At 43.9% G+C, this 17,288-nt stretch carries 18 protein-coding genes; 5 read left to right on the top strand and 13 right to left on the bottom strand.

The window, feature by feature from the left end:
• Positions 1-14: 14 nt before the first annotated feature.
• Complete coding sequence (locus Q0541_RS34650; RefSeq protein WP_366941943.1) at positions 15-611, bottom strand: MFS transporter; 597 nt, start codon at positions 609-611, stop codon at positions 15-17.
• 687 nt (positions 612-1,298) lie between these two features.
• Here Q0541_RS34650 and Q0541_RS30020 point away from each other — a divergent pair.
• Positions 1,299-2,522: an MFS transporter gene (locus tag Q0541_RS30020; RefSeq protein ID WP_298919818.1), complete on the top strand. Its 1,224-nt coding sequence runs from the start codon at positions 1,299-1,301 to the stop codon at positions 2,520-2,522.
• Between the two features lie 228 nt (positions 2,523-2,750).
• Here the strand turns inward: Q0541_RS30020 and Q0541_RS30015 are convergent, their stop codons facing one another.
• The 11 genes from Q0541_RS30015 to trxA form a co-directional block, all read right to left on the bottom strand.
• Positions 2,751-3,296 (bottom strand): GNAT family protein, encoded by a 546-nt coding sequence (locus tag Q0541_RS30015; protein ID WP_298919816.1) that lies wholly within the window; start codon positions 3,294-3,296, stop codon positions 2,751-2,753.
• A 70-nt stretch (positions 3,297-3,366) separates the two neighbouring features.
• A complete protein-coding gene (locus tag Q0541_RS30010; RefSeq protein ID WP_298919814.1) occupies positions 3,367-4,065 on the bottom strand; it encodes a glutathione binding-like protein in 699 nt (232 codons plus the stop codon).
• 66 nt (positions 4,066-4,131) lie between these two features.
• Complete coding sequence (locus Q0541_RS30005) at positions 4,132-4,914, bottom strand: class I SAM-dependent methyltransferase (RefSeq protein WP_298919812.1); 783 nt, start codon at positions 4,912-4,914, stop codon at positions 4,132-4,134.
• A 34-nt stretch (positions 4,915-4,948) separates the two neighbouring features.
• Positions 4,949-5,638 carry an SDR family NAD(P)-dependent oxidoreductase gene (locus Q0541_RS30000; RefSeq protein ID WP_298919810.1) on the bottom strand — a complete coding sequence of 230 codons (690 nt, stop codon included), beginning with the start codon at positions 5,636-5,638 and terminating at the stop codon, positions 4,949-4,951.
• Positions 5,639-5,655: 17 nt separating this feature from the next.
• A complete protein-coding gene (locus Q0541_RS29995) occupies positions 5,656-6,237 on the bottom strand; it encodes an NAD(P)H-dependent oxidoreductase (RefSeq protein ID WP_298919808.1) in 582 nt (193 codons plus the stop codon).
• Between the two features lie 8 nt (positions 6,238-6,245).
• Complete coding sequence (locus tag Q0541_RS29990) at positions 6,246-7,544, bottom strand: MFS transporter (protein WP_298919806.1); 1,299 nt, start codon at positions 7,542-7,544, stop codon at positions 6,246-6,248.
• Between the two features lie 598 nt (positions 7,545-8,142).
• Positions 8,143-8,808: a nitroreductase family protein gene (locus Q0541_RS29985; protein ID WP_298919803.1), complete on the bottom strand. Its 666-nt coding sequence runs from the start codon at positions 8,806-8,808 to the stop codon at positions 8,143-8,145.
• A gap of 101 nt (positions 8,809-8,909) precedes the next feature.
• Positions 8,910-9,341, bottom strand: coding sequence for a nuclear transport factor 2 family protein (locus Q0541_RS29980; protein ID WP_298919801.1), 432 nt, complete (start codon positions 9,339-9,341; stop codon positions 8,910-8,912).
• A gap of 118 nt (positions 9,342-9,459) precedes the next feature.
• Positions 9,460-10,572 carry an alkene reductase gene (locus tag Q0541_RS29975; protein WP_298919799.1) on the bottom strand — a complete coding sequence of 371 codons (1,113 nt, stop codon included), beginning with the start codon at positions 10,570-10,572 and terminating at the stop codon, positions 9,460-9,462.
• Positions 10,573-10,697: 125 nt separating this feature from the next.
• The gene (locus Q0541_RS29970; protein ID WP_298919797.1) at positions 10,698-11,492 is read right to left on the bottom strand and encodes an SDR family NAD(P)-dependent oxidoreductase; all 795 of its coding nucleotides are present in this window, start codon (positions 11,490-11,492) and stop codon (positions 10,698-10,700) included.
• Between the two features lie 227 nt (positions 11,493-11,719).
• Positions 11,720-12,043: a thioredoxin gene (trxA, locus tag Q0541_RS29965; RefSeq protein ID WP_298919794.1), complete on the bottom strand. Its 324-nt coding sequence runs from the start codon at positions 12,041-12,043 to the stop codon at positions 11,720-11,722.
• A gap of 80 nt (positions 12,044-12,123) precedes the next feature.
• On the opposite strand from trxA, the gene Q0541_RS29960 reads away from it, so the two are divergent.
• Complete coding sequence (locus tag Q0541_RS29960; RefSeq protein ID WP_298919792.1) at positions 12,124-12,519, top strand: helix-turn-helix transcriptional regulator; 396 nt, start codon at positions 12,124-12,126, stop codon at positions 12,517-12,519.
• A 222-nt stretch (positions 12,520-12,741) separates the two neighbouring features.
• Here the strand turns inward: Q0541_RS29960 and Q0541_RS29955 are convergent, their stop codons facing one another.
• Positions 12,742-13,353, bottom strand: coding sequence for a TetR/AcrR family transcriptional regulator (locus Q0541_RS29955; RefSeq protein ID WP_298919790.1), 612 nt, complete (start codon positions 13,351-13,353; stop codon positions 12,742-12,744).
• A gap of 17 nt (positions 13,354-13,370) precedes the next feature.
• Here Q0541_RS29955 and Q0541_RS29950 point away from each other — a divergent pair, with 17 nt between their 5' ends.
• The 3 genes from Q0541_RS29950 (at position 13,371) to Q0541_RS29940 (ending at position 16,660) form a co-directional block, all read left to right on the top strand.
• Positions 13,371-13,838 carry a thioesterase family protein gene (locus tag Q0541_RS29950; protein ID WP_298919788.1) on the top strand — a complete coding sequence of 156 codons (468 nt, stop codon included), beginning with the start codon at positions 13,371-13,373 and terminating at the stop codon, positions 13,836-13,838.
• 317 nt (positions 13,839-14,155) lie between these two features.
• On the top strand, positions 14,156-15,505 hold the full coding sequence (locus tag Q0541_RS29945; protein ID WP_298919786.1) for a glutamine synthetase family protein: 1,350 nt from the start codon (positions 14,156-14,158) through the stop codon (positions 15,503-15,505).
• Positions 15,506-15,523: 18 nt separating this feature from the next.
• Entirely contained in the window at positions 15,524-16,660 is a 1,137-nt protein-coding gene (locus Q0541_RS29940; protein WP_298919784.1) for an amidohydrolase family protein, read from the top strand.
• Positions 16,661-17,288 lie beyond the last annotated feature (628 nt).

Raw genomic sequence — 17,288 nt, 5'->3', positions numbered from 1 at the left:
CTACCGACGCGACTTTAGGGACGATGACCATCGCTAAGATGGCGCGTTCCCCGCCACAAAAGTCCAGCAATGCCAAGGGAGACGATGCCAAATAACAGAAATATATCACGCCAGCCGATATATTCCCCAAAGATGCCGCCCAAACTACCACTGAGGATTTGACCCAACACTAGCGCACTTAAATACTTGCCGATCGCAGCTTGGCGTTCTTCATAAGGGAAGTTGTCACCAATATAAGCTAGGGTAACGGGGATCACCCCAGCAGCAGCCATCCCTGTGAGAACCCGCAGTAAGGTAAGTAAGACGATATTTGACACAAAAGCACAAACAGCAGTACCCACAGCAAATGCTGCCAGCGCTATTGTAATTACCTTAAGTTTGCCGATGCGATCGCTTAGTGGCCCATACACTAACTGAAATAGTCCGTAGGGAATTGTGTATGCGGAGATAATTATCGCAGCGCTGCCAACCCCGACTTTAAACTCGTCAGCAATGATGTGTAGCAGGGGGTCAATCACCCGTGCATCAGCAATCACCATGAAGGCAGCAGCGCCCAACAATCCTAATGAGACAGGTGTTTTGCCTGCTATATCCTTTGCTAACCTGCCCACTGCTATATTCTCCTGTAGTTTGAGTTTTCGCACTTCTAGAATAGACTTTTTACAGAAGGGGAAGGGCTAGTACCGCAAGGCGGAAGTTAAAAGTAAAAAGTCAAAAGTCAAAAGAATTATATTCCGGGCTTTTGCGCTATTTTGAATGGTTGGTTTATTTACGCGCCCCCTGTACTAGGGTAGTAAGAGAGTTAGTCTTCACTAACTCTTCTTTCCCTCCTTGTGTGCTTCCCGTTCTTCGGGAATTTATATTTAGAAAAAAGCGTGCGAGTCGTCATGCAAATAGAGCAGCCTTTTAGAATTAATGCCGCCCAAACAAGCTAAAACAATTCCTTCCCAAACCTTTAATTATCGTCAGCCCAGTCGCCGGTTGGAATGGTTTTTATTTTGCCTATCATCGCCATAGGATTGCGATATACTTATATTTTTTCAAAAATCAAATCGGATTGCTATTTCAGGAAATACCTTTGGTTCTTTTAACTTGATTCGCTTGTATTTTTCTGGATATTTTTAACAATTCCCCGTAGCAAGCTGCCACACTTACTCTAGCCATAAGCTAATTGGGTAAAAAGATTTAATAATATCCCTTGCTAACCTACTCACTCAGTTGGATAAAGCTCGTCCCGTTACGCCGCTAGGTATTAGCTCTATTATGAAATTTGGCGGCTCAATGAAATCAGGTAACTAATGTCCAATACTACTAGGGAAGATTCGATGACAATACAGCAACTTATTGGCATCATGGCCCTGTTTTACTTAATTCAAACTTACGGATGTAATCCAGGACTTTTCGGTCTGACGCTGACTATTTATCTAAAAGAGAGCCTTGGACTTTCACCAGCACAGTTGGCATCCTTTAGCAGTTTAATTTTCATTCCCTGGTTAGTTAGACCACTTTACGGAATAATTGGAGATGCTGTTTTAATATTTGGCTATCAGTTCAAAAGCTACTTTTTTATCTGCTACGCCCTAACGCTTGCTGCCTTGTTAGGATTAGGCGGATTTCAAGTTAACACGATTTCCTTACTAGCGATCGGTCTAATTTTAGTCAATTTATTCATCGCCTTTAGCGACGTACTTACAGATAAAATAATGCTCGTTCAAGGCAGGATTTTGAACAACACGGCTCGCTTACAGGCAACTCAATGGACAGCTCTAAGTTTTGGTCAAGCTTTGCTATATTATATCGGCGGCTGGCTTGCTCAAAATTCTAATCTATCGATGGCGTTTCTGCTGACTGCAATTGTACCATTGATTGGTTTAGTTGCAACCTTCCTATTACTTGCAAATGAAAAAAAGCAGCAAAAAACTGTTTCAGTTAAAAATAATCTGAAATCTATTTGGTTAGCAGTAAAGTCACGACAGTTTCTCGCTGTTATGGGCTTTATTGCTTGCCTTGAGTTCACTCTCGTCCCATCCCTAGTAAATTACCTTGTATATTACTACAAGGATGCTTTGAAGTTTGACGCTCAATTTATAGGGATTTTGGGTACATTTGAAGCTTTGACCAATGGTTTAGGCGCGCTTGTTTTCGGCATGTTTGCCTTTAGGATTTCTCGACAGCTACTGCTAAATCTAGCAATTGGGTTAACTTCTGTCTCTACGCTCGGTTTATTATTTATACACAATACTCAGAGCGCTATCTTGGTTAGTCTATTTTTGGGATTTTCTGGCATGATAGCCATGCTGGGTGTCTTAGAAATTGCAGCAAGATCTTGTCCTGTCGGTGTAGAAGCTGCAACCTACGCACTGCTGATGTCAGTGTATAACCTAGTTAAACAACCAGGCCCCATTTTAGGAGGTTACTTATATAGTTGGGGCGTTCCAGTTTACATTCTTGTGATTATCAGTGCCGTATTTACAATGCTTTGCTGGCTTCTAATTCCTCTACTGAAATTAGATCAAGAGTAATTGAGCGCGAAGAGTCACAGTTTTATTAAAATGGCACGCCTGAAGGGCAGGGTAAGCAACCAAAAAGCTTGCTAAATAGAGCTTTTAACCAGTTGCCCTTGAAAAAAATGTCCCAGATAGGGAGCATCCACTTTTGGCAAATCGACTTTTTTAGACCAACTATATAGTAGGGTTTTTGGCACCAAATAATTATGTTTCTTCCAAAAGTGGATGCTCCCACTCAGTTTTTTATTTGTGAAGCACAAATTGCTCCAGATCGTGAAACTGCCCTTTGAAGAAGCCATACTGTTTCAGTATACCCTGACTGTGAAAACCTAACTTTTCTAGCAACTTTTTAGAAGCTATGTTGTCCACCATGACTTGGCCAACAACGAAACGCAAACCCATTTTCTCAAACCCAAATTGCAAGATACTACCCACCGCCTCAGTCATGATGCCATGTCTCCAAAAGGTACTAGCAAGCTCATAACCGACTTCAGCAGAGTGTTCTTGTGGGTTCCACGTAAACCCACAAGAACCAATCAAAACGTTGTCTTGCTTACGAGCAATTCCCCAGCGAATTCCATCTCCTCGCTCAAACCGCTTGGCTCTACGTTCGATGACTACGATCGCTTCTTTAATAGAAGTGAAGCTATCAAGATCATGAAACTGAGTCACGCCTGGATCACAGAAGACAGCAAAGATCGCCTCAGCATCCTGCAACGTTGTCTCACGCAGAAGGAGCCTTTCTGTTTCTAATTGAGGAAAGGAAGATAGTGAGAAATCTTTGCTCATAGTTGCAACCGATGATCTGGGGTTAGAGCTAACTTAGCGATCGCCACAGTCACAAGACAAATCAAAACGCTCAAGGTTGAATAGTCTTCGCCGACTGGTTAAATAACAAATCTCGTGATTTATCTGGATCAAGCGCTTGAGTTTTCAATGCTTCTGCTTTCTCATAGGCGCGAATTGTTGCTGGACGGGCTTTAATTGTCTCAAACCACCGCTTGAGATCAGGAAAATCCTCTAGGTTTTGACTTTGGCGCTCATAGGGGACAATCCAGGGATAAGCAGCAATATCGGCGATAGAATAATCGCCAGCCACAAATTCTTTATCTGCTAGTTGCTTATTCAGCACTGCATATAAGCGTCCCGTCTCATTCACGTAGCGGTTAATGGCATATTCAATCTTTTCGGGAGCATAGGCGCTAAAGTGATGATTTTGTCCCGCCATTGGCCCCAGCCCTGCCATTTGCCAAAACAACCATTCTAAAACTTTAGTGCGTTGGCGTAAATCTTGGGGGATTAATTTCCCGGTTTTTTCTGCCAAATATAGCAAGATTGCACCAGACTCAAATACCGAAATTGGCGCACCTCCATCGGCTGGTTCGTGGTCAACGATCGCAGGTATCCGATTGTTAGGAGAAATATTCAGAAATTCCGGCTTAAATTGCTCCCCAGCCCCAATATTCACAGGATTTATCGTATATGGTAAGCCGACTTCTTCCAAGAAAATTGTGATTTTATGACCGTTTGGAGTTGTCCAATAATAAAGATCAATCATGGTTAGTTTTCCTTATATTGAGGGTTGAAATTTAAACGCAAAAGGGGGCAGAGAATTCGCTACGAATTAATGAAATGTTGTATATTGCGGTGATTTTGCGATCGCTGCCCAAACTCTGTGGTGAACCTGAAGAATTGGTGTGGGATATTTTGCTTCAAGTAATGTTGCCAATTCTTGGTCAAATATTTCTACCTTTTCTGGTGTCAAGCTGGCTCCGACACCAGCACTAGCCCGAATTCGCCCCCGCCAATTTTCGTGTGTATAAGGTACAAATACATCGTAAGAAAATGTGCGGATTTCTCGGAATCCTGCTTCGCCAATGTCTTGTAACCACAGGGGATACAATCCATTACCGCCGTCCAGATTCCACGCGGGATTATGAGCCTTAATCAGTTGTTCTGTTGCTTCAACTACATTACCTTTTAAGGGTATCCAATCAAAATGAGCGATCGCAATCGAGCCATTTCTTCTCAATATCCGAATAATTTCCTGGACAACACGCAAACGGTCAAACCAATGCCAACACTGTCCAGCAGTTACCACATCCGCACTTGCGTCTGGTAACTCGGTATTTTCCGCAGTTGCGACTCGATAATCTACTTTGAGTTGGGCAGATTCGCTCAACTGGCTTGCTTGTTCTAAAAGTGATGCTGATCGGTCTATGCCAATCACATAAGCACCTCGATCCGCAAAGCCCCGCGCTAGTGTTCCTATTCCTGTGCCAAGGTCAACAATATTTTGCCCTGGTAAACCTATACCATATTCAGACAGTTTGTTAAATAATGAACTGGGAAAGCCAGCGCGGTGTTTTGCATAATCAGTAGCAGTTGCACCAAAATCAATTCTCATACCTGCAAAACTATCTTTCTAACAATTGTCTAGGCTAGAAGTTCTCTACCCACGGACGTAGTTCTATTTCCCATGTCCAAGCACTGCGGGGTTGACGGAGAATACTGAGATAAGTTTGAGCGATCGCATCCGGGTCAAGGGTACTATCTGGTTTATCTGCTGGATCTTGGCGGTCTGCTGAACGGATTCCACCATCAATCACGAAATGCGCCACATGGATATTCTTCGGTGCTAATTCTCTAGCAATACTCTGAGCCAAACCGCGCAGTGCAAATTTACCCATTGCAAAGGGAGCAGACAGAGGATAACCCTTGATACTGGCTGAGGCTCCAGTAAAAAATATAGCACCACCGCCAAGCTGCAAAAACCTTTTGGTAGCAGCTTGGGCCACAAGAAAGCCACCATAGGCAGTTACATCTAAGGTTTTTGCCACCTCACCAGGGTCTAAATCAACAAGAGGCCCCCGCACCCGGAAACTGGGATTGTAAACGACAATATTCGGGGAACCGACTTTATTTTCAACATCAATAAATAACTGTTCTACTTCGTCTGGCTTTGAGACATCAGCAGCGAAACTAACTGCGCCAATTCCACTGCTCAATTGAGTGAGTTTTTCAATTTGGCGAGCCGCTAAAGCGACGCTGAATCCTTCTTTGGCAAATAGGCGGGCTAAAGAAGCGCTCAGTCCACTACCTGCACCGACAATTAAAGCTGTTGTTGCCATAAATTTAATTCTCCTTGTTAGAAATTTTTAGCCAGTTCATAAGTTTCCGACAGCATTTGTTCTCGGTCTGATTGCAAAATATGTGGCACACCATAAAAGGGCTTATAGATAATGTTTTGAATGCCACAGAGATGTAAAGTACCTTCCATCATGGTGTGTCGGAATACATCCTTATCAGTGCCGATGTGTGTAAACATTGCTTCTGTGCCGCCAGTGGTCTGAAAGATGATGGCTTTTTTGTGCATGAGCAAACCTTTGAGACCATCGGCATCTGTATCAAAGGCAAAGCCTTGTAAAAACACTCGATCAATCCAGCCTTTGAGAATAGCTGGACGGTCATACCACCAAATTGGGTAAATGAAAATAAGTCCCTCAGCCCAGAGAATATCTTGTTGTTCTTTTAAGATATCATCTGGCGTTTTTCCGTTGGCAATTTGCTCGAAATCTTCGGCATCAAGGGTAATTTTTAAAGATAAAGTATAAAGATCCTTAATTTTGGGAGTATGACCGGCTTGTTTGAGTCCAGTTACCACAGAGTCAAGGATGGCGTGATTAAAACTATTGGGATTTGGATGGGCATAAACGATTAAGACATTCATCTTAGATACTAAGGATTGAGTGTGATTGAAGATAAGTGGGAATTGCCTTTAGTGGGACTTTGACCAATTTGCAATACACAAACTGCGGCAATCAAACAGAGAAGACCTGATAAAATAAACGCTTGTAAATAACTACCCGTCCAGGTTCTCAATACCCCGGCTCCGAATGCTGCTGTGGCTGCACCGAGCTGATGTCCTGCGACAATCCAGCCGAACATAACGCCGACATTTTCTTTACCGAAGACGTTAGCAACAAGACGCACTGTAGGTGGTACGGTGGCAATCCAATCAAGTCCATAGAAGACGGCGAAAATGGAAAGTCCATAAAAGGAAAAGTCGAAACTGAAGGGTAAGAAAATCAAAGACAAACCCCGCAGTCCGTAGTACCAACACAATAAGTAGCGATTGTTCCAGCGGTCAGATAGCCAACCAGACATAGTAGTTCCAAAAAAATCAAATAGTCCCATGACTGCCAAAAGACCAGCAGCCTTGACTTCAGGGATACCGTGGTCAATACAAGCGGGAATTAAATGAGTTCCAATTAACCCATTTGTACTAGCACCGCAGATAAAAAAGCTACCAAATAACAGCCAGAAGTCGCGATTACGCATTCCCAGCCAGAGGGCATTGAGGGTAGAGGTGATGGAATTCACTCTCGGCTGTAACACTTCCACCGTTTCGCTGTTGTCGCCAAAGGCCCGCAAACCGACATCCGCCGGACGATCGCGCATAAAGGCTGCGATCGCTGGAGTAATTAGAAGTGCTGCACCAGTAAGACCTAGAGCGGCAATTCGCCACCCAAAGCGATCAGTTACTGAGGCCAGCATGGGCAGAAATACCAGTTGGCCGGTAGCTGTACTGGCGGTTAGGATGCCGAGAACCAGACCCCGCTTTTCAAAAAACCAGCGATTGACAACAATAGCACCTAAAACCAGGGCGATAACTCCGCTACCACAACCAACAACTACACCCCACAGCAAGACTAGCTGCCAGGATGCTGACATCAAAGTGGTTAAACCGACACCGAGAGCAATGATAGCAAGTGAGAACACCATCATCCGGCGAATGCCGATCCGCTCCATGAGTGTCGCAGCAAAAGGGCCAATTAATCCGTAGAGTACTAAGTTAATGGAGATTGCCAAAGATATAGTAGCTCTACTCCAGCCGAACTCCTGTTCGAGAGGCACTATAAAGACTCCGGGAGCAGAGCGAATTCCGGCCGCAACCAACAAGGCTAGGAATGTTAAACCCGCGACGAGCCAGCCATAGTGAAAGGAACGACGCGCTAGGAAGGAGGCTAAGGACATGAGTAGTGGGTGGGGAGTGGGGAGTAGGGCAATACTGTTCAGTTAAGACTTAAACTCTTTGTCAAAATCAATTTTTTTGACGAACCGCAAAGGACGCAAAGGACGCAAAGAGAAGGAAGAAATGCTTAACTGAACTGTATTGGAGAGTAGGGGGAGATGGGGGAGCAGGTTCAAAAACTCATTCACGAGTATCAAACACTCGTCGGCGAGTATTAAACACTCATTCACGAGTATTAAAGACTCATTCACGAGTATTAAACACTCGTTAGCGAGTATAAAAGACTCGTTGGCGAGTATTAAACACTCGTTAGCGAGTATCAAAGACTCATTCACGAGTATTAAACACTCGTCGGCGAGTATTAAAGACTCATTCACGAGTATTAAACACTCGTTAGCGAGTATAAAAGACTCGTTGGCGAGTATCAAAGACTCGTTAGCGAGTATCAAAGACTCATTCACGAGTATTAAAGACTCGTCGGCGAGTATAAAAGACTCGTCAGCGAGTATCAAAGACTCATTCACGAGTATTAAAGACTCGTCGGCTAGTATCAAAGACTCATTCCCTATTCCCTATTCCCCATTCCCAATTTAGGGAAAGCTACCCTGCATAAGGGTTACCAATTCTGTCTACAGAGACGTTGGAGGAGAATGGCAAACGACCTGGATTTAAGCGTGGTTCGGCTGCATAGCCAACAGGAACTAAAACAGCGATCGCTAAATCTGGATTATCCCCAGCCCCAATCACTTCCTTTACCTGATCCTCAATCCAACCGTTCATAAAACAAGTGGATAATCCCAAACTTTCTGCTGCTAACACCAAATGGGTAGCGGCAATAATCGCATCTTTGATCGCATATTCGCGTCGCTTGTCGCCTAGCGTTGCTTGAAATTGGGGGACGGCGGTTTTAAAGTAGTTTACTGTGCCTTCATTCCATGCCCCAGTTTTGATTCCTTGCTCTAGAATTGGGGCCAAGTTTTGTTCGCCTGCGTTTGGATCGGCGGCAAAGACAAAGGTTACAGGTGCTTGAACAATTTGCTGTTGATTAAAAGATGCTGCTGACAGTGCTGCCTTTTGCGCTTCATCTTGCACAAGAATAATTTGCCAGTCCTGGATATTATAGCTACTGGGTGCAGCCACGGTTAACTCTACCAGTTGCTTAAGCAGTTCTGGGGTGATGGGGTCTGTTTTAAAAGTTTTGATGGAACGGCGTTGAGCGATCGCACTGGGTACATCTAAAGGTTGGGTTTGAGTAATAGAAATCATGAGATTCTCCTGATAGTTGAGTTATGAAAGGGTTTCGGATTTTACTCTGCTGAGAGTGATTCAAGAGCATTAAAGAGCAGGACACTGTAATGTGTTCTTCTCTAATTGGCAATGTTAACTGGGTTAGAGATGTGCTCGTGGATAATGCGCCATTGTCCTTGTCGCTTCTCCCATACAAGCGTCGCATGAGCCGTAATTTTAACTGCCTCATTCCCTATGGTGGTTGCTGTACTCTCAAAAATCAGAGCCGAGACGGTAATGTTATCACCTGTAAATATCTGAATATCCCCAACTGATTGAACTTGCCACTGTGCTAGTGCTGCCATGAAGGGCTTCCATATCTCCTCATATGATTGCCATCCTTGAATTCGAGTGGTCTGCGGTGAGAGGGTATCGAAAGCGAGGAATTGTTCATCTTGCCAGTAAAGATTGTCTAAGACAGAAAAATCAAATGGTTTATTGCCTGCACTAAACGCAGCTAGCCAATCGTTAACGCGTTCTTTAATTTCCGTTTCTTCTAAAGTATCTTTCATAGTTGACAACCAATTTACACAACCATTTTGTTGTATCTTGGAAAAATCTCAAACTCCTCAGTTTGATTTGATACTTTAGAGTGCAGAACGTGGGTTTTAATTATTCAGATGAGAAGAATTAGGCCTTGACCGCCTGCTCATTAGCAGCCGACCAAAATGGATAGTCTGTATATCCGTGTTCATCGCCACCATAAAAGCTTGCTTGATCTGCTTGATTTAGTGGTGCATTCAAAGCCAAGCGTCGGGGTAAATCTGGATTTGATATAAATAATGTGCCAAAGGCAACTAAATCTGCTGCTTTGTTTGCCAGTACAGCATCGCCTTTTTCACGGGTATAACCACCATTGACGATGAGTGTACCTGTAAAGCGATCGCGTATATGACTGGTGGGTACAATTATCGCGCCATGTCTGATATCTGCCTCTATTGCCTCAAAAATATGCAGATATGCCAAATTAAACTGGTTTAACGCTTGAGCCGCATAACCGAATGTCTCCAGGGGATTCGAGTCATGCATATCGTTATAAGTCCCACTGGGAGATAAACGTACCCCAACTCGGTTAGAATCCCACACACTAGTTATTGCCTCTGTCACCTCTAACAGGAATCGGGCGCGATTCTCAATCGAACCCCCATATTTATCTGTACGCTGATTGGTGCGATCGCGGAGAAACTGATCTATTAAATAACCATTAGCTGCGTGAATTTCCACCCCATCAAACCCAGCCGCTAAAGCATTTGCTGCTCCTTGACGGTACTGTTCTACTATCTGCGGTATTTCCGAAGTTTCTAAAGCACGGGGAGTAACAAAGGGTTTTGGCCCCTCATAAGTTAAGGCTTCACCTTTAGGAGTAATGGCAGAAGGTGCCACAGGTAAAGCTCCATTTGGTTGTAAGTCAGGATGGGAAATCCTGCCTACGTGCCATAGTTGCAGAAAAATTCTTCCTCCCTGCTGATGCACAGCATCGGTTACTAACTTCCATCCCTCCACCTGTTCTGGTGAATGAATTCCTGGTGTAGCGGGATAGCCCTGTCCTTCAGGAGTTACCTGTGTTGCTTCAGCAATAATCAGTCCGGCGGAAGCACGTTGGACGTAGTAGGTAGCATTCAGTTGGTGTGGTACGTTTCCTTTACCTGCCCTATTTCGGGTTAAGGGTGCCATTACTATGCGGTTAGGTAGTTCCAGATTCCCTAATTGGTAAGGAGAGAATAAGTTGATATCACTAGTCATGTTGCTTTACTCCAATTCAAAGTTTTTTAACCCACGCAGGTGGGTTTTGTTTGTTTAGACGCGGTTTCTAACCGCCCTTTTAACGTTAAGTTGACTGTACCCCTACGACAGATGTGGTTCAAATACTAAACAATCGAGCGAATAACGCCACCATCTACCCGCAAAGCTGCACCATTAGTTGCTGAAGCTACAGGACTAGAAAGGTAAACTACGATCGCTGCTACTTCTTCATTACTTGCAAAGCGTTTAATTAGGGAAGTTGGGCGCACACTTTGGAAAAACTCAGCCTCAACTTCCGCTGGACTAATACTGCGTTCCTGTCCTAGCTGGGAAATATAGTCCTCAACTCCTTCTGAGCGGGTTGGCCCTGGTAGGACGGAGTTTACCGTGACTCCAGTCCCGACAGTGATTTCTGCTAGACCTCTTGCAATGGCTAGCTGCGCTGTCTTAGTTGTACCGTAGTGAATCATTTCTACTGGGATCTGAATAGCAGATTCGCTGGAGATAAAAATTATCCGCCCCCAGTTTTGCTCTAGCTGCTTTTGGAGATATTGCCGACTCAAACGGACTCCGCTGAGGACGTTAACCTCAAATATCTTTAACCAATCTTCATCAGTAATATCAAAGAAGGTTTTTGGCCCATAAATACCCACATTGTTTATGAGGATATCAACGTGAGGAACTTTTTGAAAGAGTTGCTTTACCCCTGATGCAGTGCCTGCGTCAGCAACAACACCAGAAACTTTCGCGTCGGGTGTACTTTGCTTAATTTTGTCGATCGCCTGGGCTACTCGTTCTTCAGACCGACCGTTGACAATCACTGATGCACCCTCTTGAGCTAACCCAAGGGCGATCGCCAAACCAATACCTGCGGTTGAGCCACTCACCAGTGCGGATTTACCATGCAATTTCAAGTCCATTTCGCTCTTTCCCCATTAGTTAAAACAGAATTCAGGAGCTATGAGTCATTAGATTTTGGATTTTAGATATTTCCTTCAATCCAAAATCCAAAATCTAAAATTGGCAGAGTTAGGAGCAAAACCGGAGACTTCCATTGCCTCTGGTTAGGAGTCAGATGTATTCTGACTCCTGACTCTCTTGACTAGAGAAGACTGCAAACTAAATGCATTTCACAACAGTACCTAGATTAAAGATGCTGTGCTAAGGTCTTATTCAAGGTGGTTTTTGGGACTGCCCCTACGACAGTATCAACCTGCCGACCTCCCTTAAAAACCATCAGCGTCGGAATGCTGCGAATTCCATAGTGGCTGGCGACAGTAGGATTTTGATCTGTGTTCAGCTTCACAAATTTCACCTGTCCTTCATATTCAACAGCAACTTGATCGACGACTGGACCCACCATCCGGCAAGGACCGCACCACGGTGCCCAAAAGTCCACTAAGACCGGAATTTCACTTTCCAAGACTTCTTGCTTGAATGTGGCTTCTGTGACATTGGTAATGGATGACATAAATTGCCTTCCTAATTAATTCTATAATTCGATAATATCGAATAATAAAAATATATGCCACCTGATGAGATAATGCAACTATGAGATTTCTTTATCATCCAGATAGAAAAAATATTTCTTTACCGGGAGTGCTGTATGCATTGGGCGATCCAGTGCGGCTAGAGATTGTGCGGCTGCTGGCGACTGAGGGGGAACAATGCTGTGCCAGGTTTGATTTTGCGATCGCTAAGTCTACTATGTCCAATCATTTCAAGATTTTGCGGGAGTCGGGGATAGTCTTTACACGTAAAGAAGGGACACATCACATTAACATCCTGCGGCGTGAAGATTTAGAGGTGCTGTTTCCGGGGTTGCTGGATGCGGTGTTGAAAGCCGCTCAACCATTGCCTGTTGAACCCGCTAGTACTAAGGGAATTCCAAAAGATAAATTACTTTCGACAGTGGCGAAAAGACGGGACGTGGCAGCAAATTCATGAAAGGCTACAATTGTGGCTACGTGTAAGTCCAAATTGAGAACGATCATCCATCTGAGGCGATTATGGATCGCCAAACAGTTGAATTAGGAACGATGGTTTCAAGAGATGTCGGCTTCGATGCGGATAAAAAAATTTGCATGAGGTAAGCGACACATAATCGTTGATACCAAGGGGAAAGCTTATTGTTGTGGTGATCACAGCCGATAAAAGTAGTCGCTACACTTACCGATCATTTTCAACAATTGCCTCAAGTAGAGATGTGATCGCCCCTTCAATACGTTGCCATCCAGCCGATGAACTGAAATCAATTCCTAAGAATGTATTGCTGACTTTGGTTCGCATAACCAGATAAACAATTCCAGCAATCAAAACTGCACTGATGGCAGGGATATCTTTATCTGGGGGGAAGGAATACTTCTGCTTGAGAAATTCCAAACTCTCAATCGCCACTTGATCGCGCACTGTTGCTAACTCATGCGTTAACTCATTGCCTTGGAGTAACTCCCAACGCATAATCTCTTGCGTGATCGGTCTTTCTTGCAAGTCATGCATAAAGCGTGTCAGTAACAATACCATCCAGTCAGCCAGCGATTCTGCATCGACGGCAGTTTCATCCTCAATTAATTCTTCAACTGTAATCCAATAGTTGCCTTCCTTGCCAAAAGTTTGTAGCAGCGAGGGAAGATTCTCAAAATATCGATAAATCAACACTTTATCAACTCCGGCTTCACGGGCGATCGCATTTACCCCCAGTTGCTTAAAACCTGATTCTGCCAAGAGTTTACCAACTGCTGCCAGAATTCGTGCCTTGGTTTCTTCTTTGTCTCGCGCCATGAATCGTTCTCATCTACTTGTCACCACTCAGTGACTATGATACTTTGTCACTGAGTGGTGACGAAAGAGGACTAAAAATGCAAAAAATTTCCTTTGAGTTAGAGGTGTATTCCTTCCACATTGATTTTATTGGCCATGTAAACAACAGCGTCTATATTCAGTGGATGGAAATTGGACGGACAAAACTACTGGAAGCTGTTGGAATGCCAATACAGAAAATCTATCAGCAAGGGTTTGTTCCGGTTTTGGTTCAAACCAACATCACCTACAAATCACCACTCTATTTGGGCGAACGCGTGCAGGTGTCGATATGGATCTCTGAACTGAAGAATGCCTCTGCGATTATGCAGTTTTGTTTTTATAACGAACAGAGAATACTAACAGCACAGGGATGGCAAAAAGGATTGTTTGTGGATAAACAAACGATGCGGCCAAGGCGGTTACGCCCAGAGGAACGGTCTTTGTTCTTGCCATATGTGCATTAAAGGTAGATGCTCAAGGTGCTAAATTACTGATTAGTGCGCCATAAAACGATGAGAATTGTTTTTTGGATATTGTTTGGTTTAGTAAGGTGCGATTTAGTTCAAAAAAAATAATTGTCAATTGCTCAGAATATTTGAAAACTGTTGAACTATAAATTGAGGATGAACAATTTACTGCATTGCCCAAATCAATAAGAAAGTCATTGCTCATACGGAAAGAACTACAGTTTTCAAGGTGGACGCGGTTTATCATATTTTTGACTGAGCGTTAATAAATCAAGATAGTGTTTTCTCATGAATCACTTAGGATTGCTATAGCAATGATTGAAAAAAATAACTGGAAAAAAATACGTAAAAATTTTGAAGAAACAGGTGTCAAATTCGTGCGAGTTCTTTGGTGCGATAATGCTAACATTATCCGTGGCAAAGCCGTACATGTAGGGATGCTAGCTCACTACTTTGAGCATGGGGTGGGTATTTCCGTAGGGCAGCAGGGAATTCCTGTGATGTATGATGCGGTTGTGCCAGAAACTGATTTAGGGCCAGTAGGTGAAATTCGCTTAGTACCAGATTGGTCTAGCCTCAAGCCTTTACCTTATGCTCTTGGTCATGCTCGTGTTATGGGCAATATGGTACTAGATGGTTCTGCTTGGGCATTATGCCCGCGAAATTTCTTGAGGCGGATGATTGCGGCAGCCGAATCTAATGGCTGCCAAGTGCGGGCAGCATTTGAAAATGAGTTTTACTTACTTCGGCAAACACCTGAAGGAATCATTCCTGCGGACTCCACAGTTTTTGCCTCAACTCAGGCAATGGATCTTAACCGAGAAGTAATTGATGCGATCGCTGATGCATTGATCGCTCAAGATATCCCTGTAGAACAATATTATCCTGAATCTGGCCCCGGTCAGCAGGAAATTTCCATGCGCTATACCGATGCTTTGCTTGCAGCTGATTGGCAGATTGCTTTTCGAGAAACCGTCAGAGCGATCGCCTACAACCACAACCTGATCGCTTCATTCTTACCCAAAATCTTCCCGGATGCGGCTGGTAGTGGTTGTCATATCCATCTGAGCCTTTGGGATGGCGAGAAAAACCTGTTACCTGACCCACAGGGAATCTGTGGTCTTTCTGAGGTGGGATTACAATTTATTGGTGGCATTCTCCACCATCTGCCGGCAATGATGGCACTAACTACCCCAAGTACTAATTCTTACCGCCGCATTCTTCCTCATAGTTGGAGTGGTGCTTATCGCTGTTGGGGATTAGATAATCGGGAGGCAGCCGTGAGAGTCCCCAGTGACCCTGGTTTGGGCTGTCCCAGCCACTTGGAATTGAAAACTGTGGATGCCTCAGCTAGTCCTTACTTAGCTTTAGGAGCAGTGATTGCTGCCGGACTTGACGGTGTGCAGCGTGGTTTAACACCTGGAAACCCGGTGAATCAAGACCCTGGATATTTCTCAATTGAAGAACGCGATACTAATCAAATAGACCGATTACCAGATAATTTGGGGCAAGCGATCGCTCACCTTCAGCAAGACGATATCCTATTAACAGCTTTAAATCCCCAGTTAGCGAAACCTTTCTTAGCAGTGCGTCAAGCAGAGTGGCTAGCTATGAAAGATTGGGACTTAAAGGCAGAAGTAAAAACCTTATTAGAGAAATACTAGCGATCTAATTACCTATCAATGAATCTAGCTGACATTCCTTTAATTGACCAACACGCCCACAACATCTTCAGACCAGAAGTTGTGGGCCAGTATCCTTACGCGGCTGCCTTCACAGAAAGCTATGATCCAGAAATCATCAACTACCATGCCCGTCATACGTTCTTTTATCGGCGTAGCTTGCGCGAGATTGCAGCTTTATTAAACTGCGAAGCTGAAGAAGCAGCAATTTTGGCACGGCGGGAAAGTCTAGGATTAGAAGAACTGACGCAGATTTATTTTCAGGCGGCTAACCTAGAGGCGATTTACTTAGATGATGGTTTGCAGCCAGAAACAATTTTACCTCTATCGTGGCATGAAAGGTTTATTCCTGTGCGACGAATTCTGAGATTAGAACTATTAGCAGAACAGCTAATTCCGCAATCAGAAGATTTTGCCCAATTCTTAGCAAGATTCAACAGCGAACTTGATCCACCACCGTTTGGAGTGGTGGCTTTTAAAAGTATTGCCTGTTACCGGAGTGGCTTGGATATTCAACCTGTAGCCGACGAGGTGGCGGCGGCTCACTTTGACAACCTGAAACAACAACTGCAAAATCAACCTCTGCGACTGACTGATAAATCCCTGATTGATTTTCTGTTACAACAGGCGTTATTAGTAGCGGCGAAATATCGCCTACCAGTGCAATTACATACTGGCTATGGTGATCCAGACTTAGATTTACGATTGGCTAATCCCCTAAATCTACGATATTTATTAGAGTTACCCCAGTACCGCCGTGTACCATTAGTATTGCTACACGCTTCTTATCCTTATATGCAGCAGGCTGGTTATTTAGCTTCTGTATATCCCCAAGTTTATTTAGATTTTGGTTTGGCAATACCTTTTTTAAGCGTATCCGGGATGCGGGAAACAATCAGGCAGCTGTTAGAATTAACTCCCACGAGTAAATTAATGTATTCTTCTGATGCACATTCAATTCCAGAATTGTACTACTTGGGTGCAAAGTGGGGTCGCCAGCTTTTAGGAGAAGTGCTAGAGCAAGCAATTGCAGATTCTGACATTACTGTGGCTGAAGCAGAGGCGATCGCTGTAGCAATTTTACGTGAAAATGCCTTAGTTCTCTACCAATCAGCGTCCAGCATCAGCAAGTCGTAACCCTCAAGTAATTGAGTTTGAAATAAAGCGTCCCTTTTCTAGGAAATAAGCTGATCGCGTCAATATAGTTCAGTTAGCGCCAAAAACCTTTAAGGACTTATGACCTAGTAGCCAGCTTCCCTTTGGTGTTTCCCTTCCTAATAATCAGCTTGGGTCTAACAATACCTTTGGGTGTGTAAATGTCTTCAGTCAACAAGGTACAGGTTTCGCGGATTCTCGCAGCCCTGAACAGGCAGACACCAAACAAAGTGCGTCGGCTAGCAAAAACCGCAGGCATCGCGGTCGGTGTCTAAGCCATCACTGAAAATTAGCTGTATCTCTTGCTGTGTGGGAATCTTGGCTCTACCGTGCCGATTTATTTTCATTGTCAGACTGTAGACCTTGTATCACAGCGTACATCTGAACTGTCTTAAGTATCCTTGCGTCTTTGTCAAGATTTTGAGATATTAAATTGAAAAATTAATTTCAGATAGAAACCTATGACAACTGAGCAAGAGCTTCAAACTCTTTTTAATACCTTAGATAGCGATCGAGACGGCAAAGTCTCCATTAATGATCTTTTTTTAAGTCCTGGCTTAACCCTCTTTTGTCACTCTAGGCAGAAGAAAATTGGAAATAAGGGATATTG

Origin of the sequence: uncultured Nostoc sp., assembly GCF_937863485.1 — a bacterium.
Taxonomy (GTDB): Bacteria; Cyanobacteriota; Cyanobacteriia; order Cyanobacteriales; family Nostocaceae; genus Nostoc.
The sequence above is the reverse complement of the archived record's forward strand: the minus strand, read 5'-3'. Positions and strand labels throughout refer to the sequence as shown.

What these genes read in the sequence shown, in the direction of transcription:
- Q0541_RS30020 (WP_298919818.1), top strand. Translation starts at nt 1,299, where the DNA reads ATGTCCAATACTACTAGGGAAGATTCGATGACAATACAGCAACTTATT.
- Q0541_RS30015 (WP_298919816.1), bottom strand. Translation starts at nt 3,296, where the DNA reads ATGAGCAAAGATTTCTCACTATCTTCCTTTCCTCAATTAGAAACAGAA.
- Q0541_RS30010 (WP_298919814.1), bottom strand. Translation starts at nt 4,065, where the DNA reads ATGATTGATCTTTATTATTGGACAACTCCAAACGGTCATAAAATCACA.
- Q0541_RS30005 (WP_298919812.1), bottom strand. Translation starts at nt 4,914, where the DNA reads ATGAGAATTGATTTTGGTGCAACTGCTACTGATTATGCAAAACACCGC.
- Q0541_RS30000 (WP_298919810.1), bottom strand. Translation starts at nt 5,638, where the DNA reads ATGGCAACAACAGCTTTAATTGTCGGTGCAGGTAGTGGACTGAGCGCT.
- Q0541_RS29995 (WP_298919808.1), bottom strand. Translation starts at nt 6,237, where the DNA reads ATGAATGTCTTAATCGTTTATGCCCATCCAAATCCCAATAGTTTTAAT.
- Q0541_RS29990 (WP_298919806.1), bottom strand. Translation starts at nt 7,544, where the DNA reads ATGTCCTTAGCCTCCTTCCTAGCGCGTCGTTCCTTTCACTATGGCTGG.
- Q0541_RS29985 (WP_298919803.1), bottom strand. Translation starts at nt 8,808, where the DNA reads ATGATTTCTATTACTCAAACCCAACCTTTAGATGTACCCAGTGCGATC.
- Q0541_RS29980 (WP_298919801.1), bottom strand. Translation starts at nt 9,341, where the DNA reads ATGAAAGATACTTTAGAAGAAACGGAAATTAAAGAACGCGTTAACGAT.
- Q0541_RS29975 (WP_298919799.1), bottom strand. Translation starts at nt 10,572, where the DNA reads ATGACTAGTGATATCAACTTATTCTCTCCTTACCAATTAGGGAATCTG.
- Q0541_RS29970 (WP_298919797.1), bottom strand. Translation starts at nt 11,492, where the DNA reads ATGGACTTGAAATTGCATGGTAAATCCGCACTGGTGAGTGGCTCAACC.
- trxA (WP_298919794.1), bottom strand. Translation starts at nt 12,043, where the DNA reads ATGTCATCCATTACCAATGTCACAGAAGCCACATTCAAGCAAGAAGTC.
- Q0541_RS29960 (WP_298919792.1), top strand. Translation starts at nt 12,124, where the DNA reads ATGAGATTTCTTTATCATCCAGATAGAAAAAATATTTCTTTACCGGGA.
- Q0541_RS29955 (WP_298919790.1), bottom strand. Translation starts at nt 13,353, where the DNA reads ATGGCGCGAGACAAAGAAGAAACCAAGGCACGAATTCTGGCAGCAGTT.
- Q0541_RS29945 (WP_298919786.1), top strand. Translation starts at nt 14,156, where the DNA reads ATGATTGAAAAAAATAACTGGAAAAAAATACGTAAAAATTTTGAAGAA.
- Q0541_RS29940 (WP_298919784.1), top strand. Translation starts at nt 15,524, where the DNA reads ATGAATCTAGCTGACATTCCTTTAATTGACCAACACGCCCACAACATC.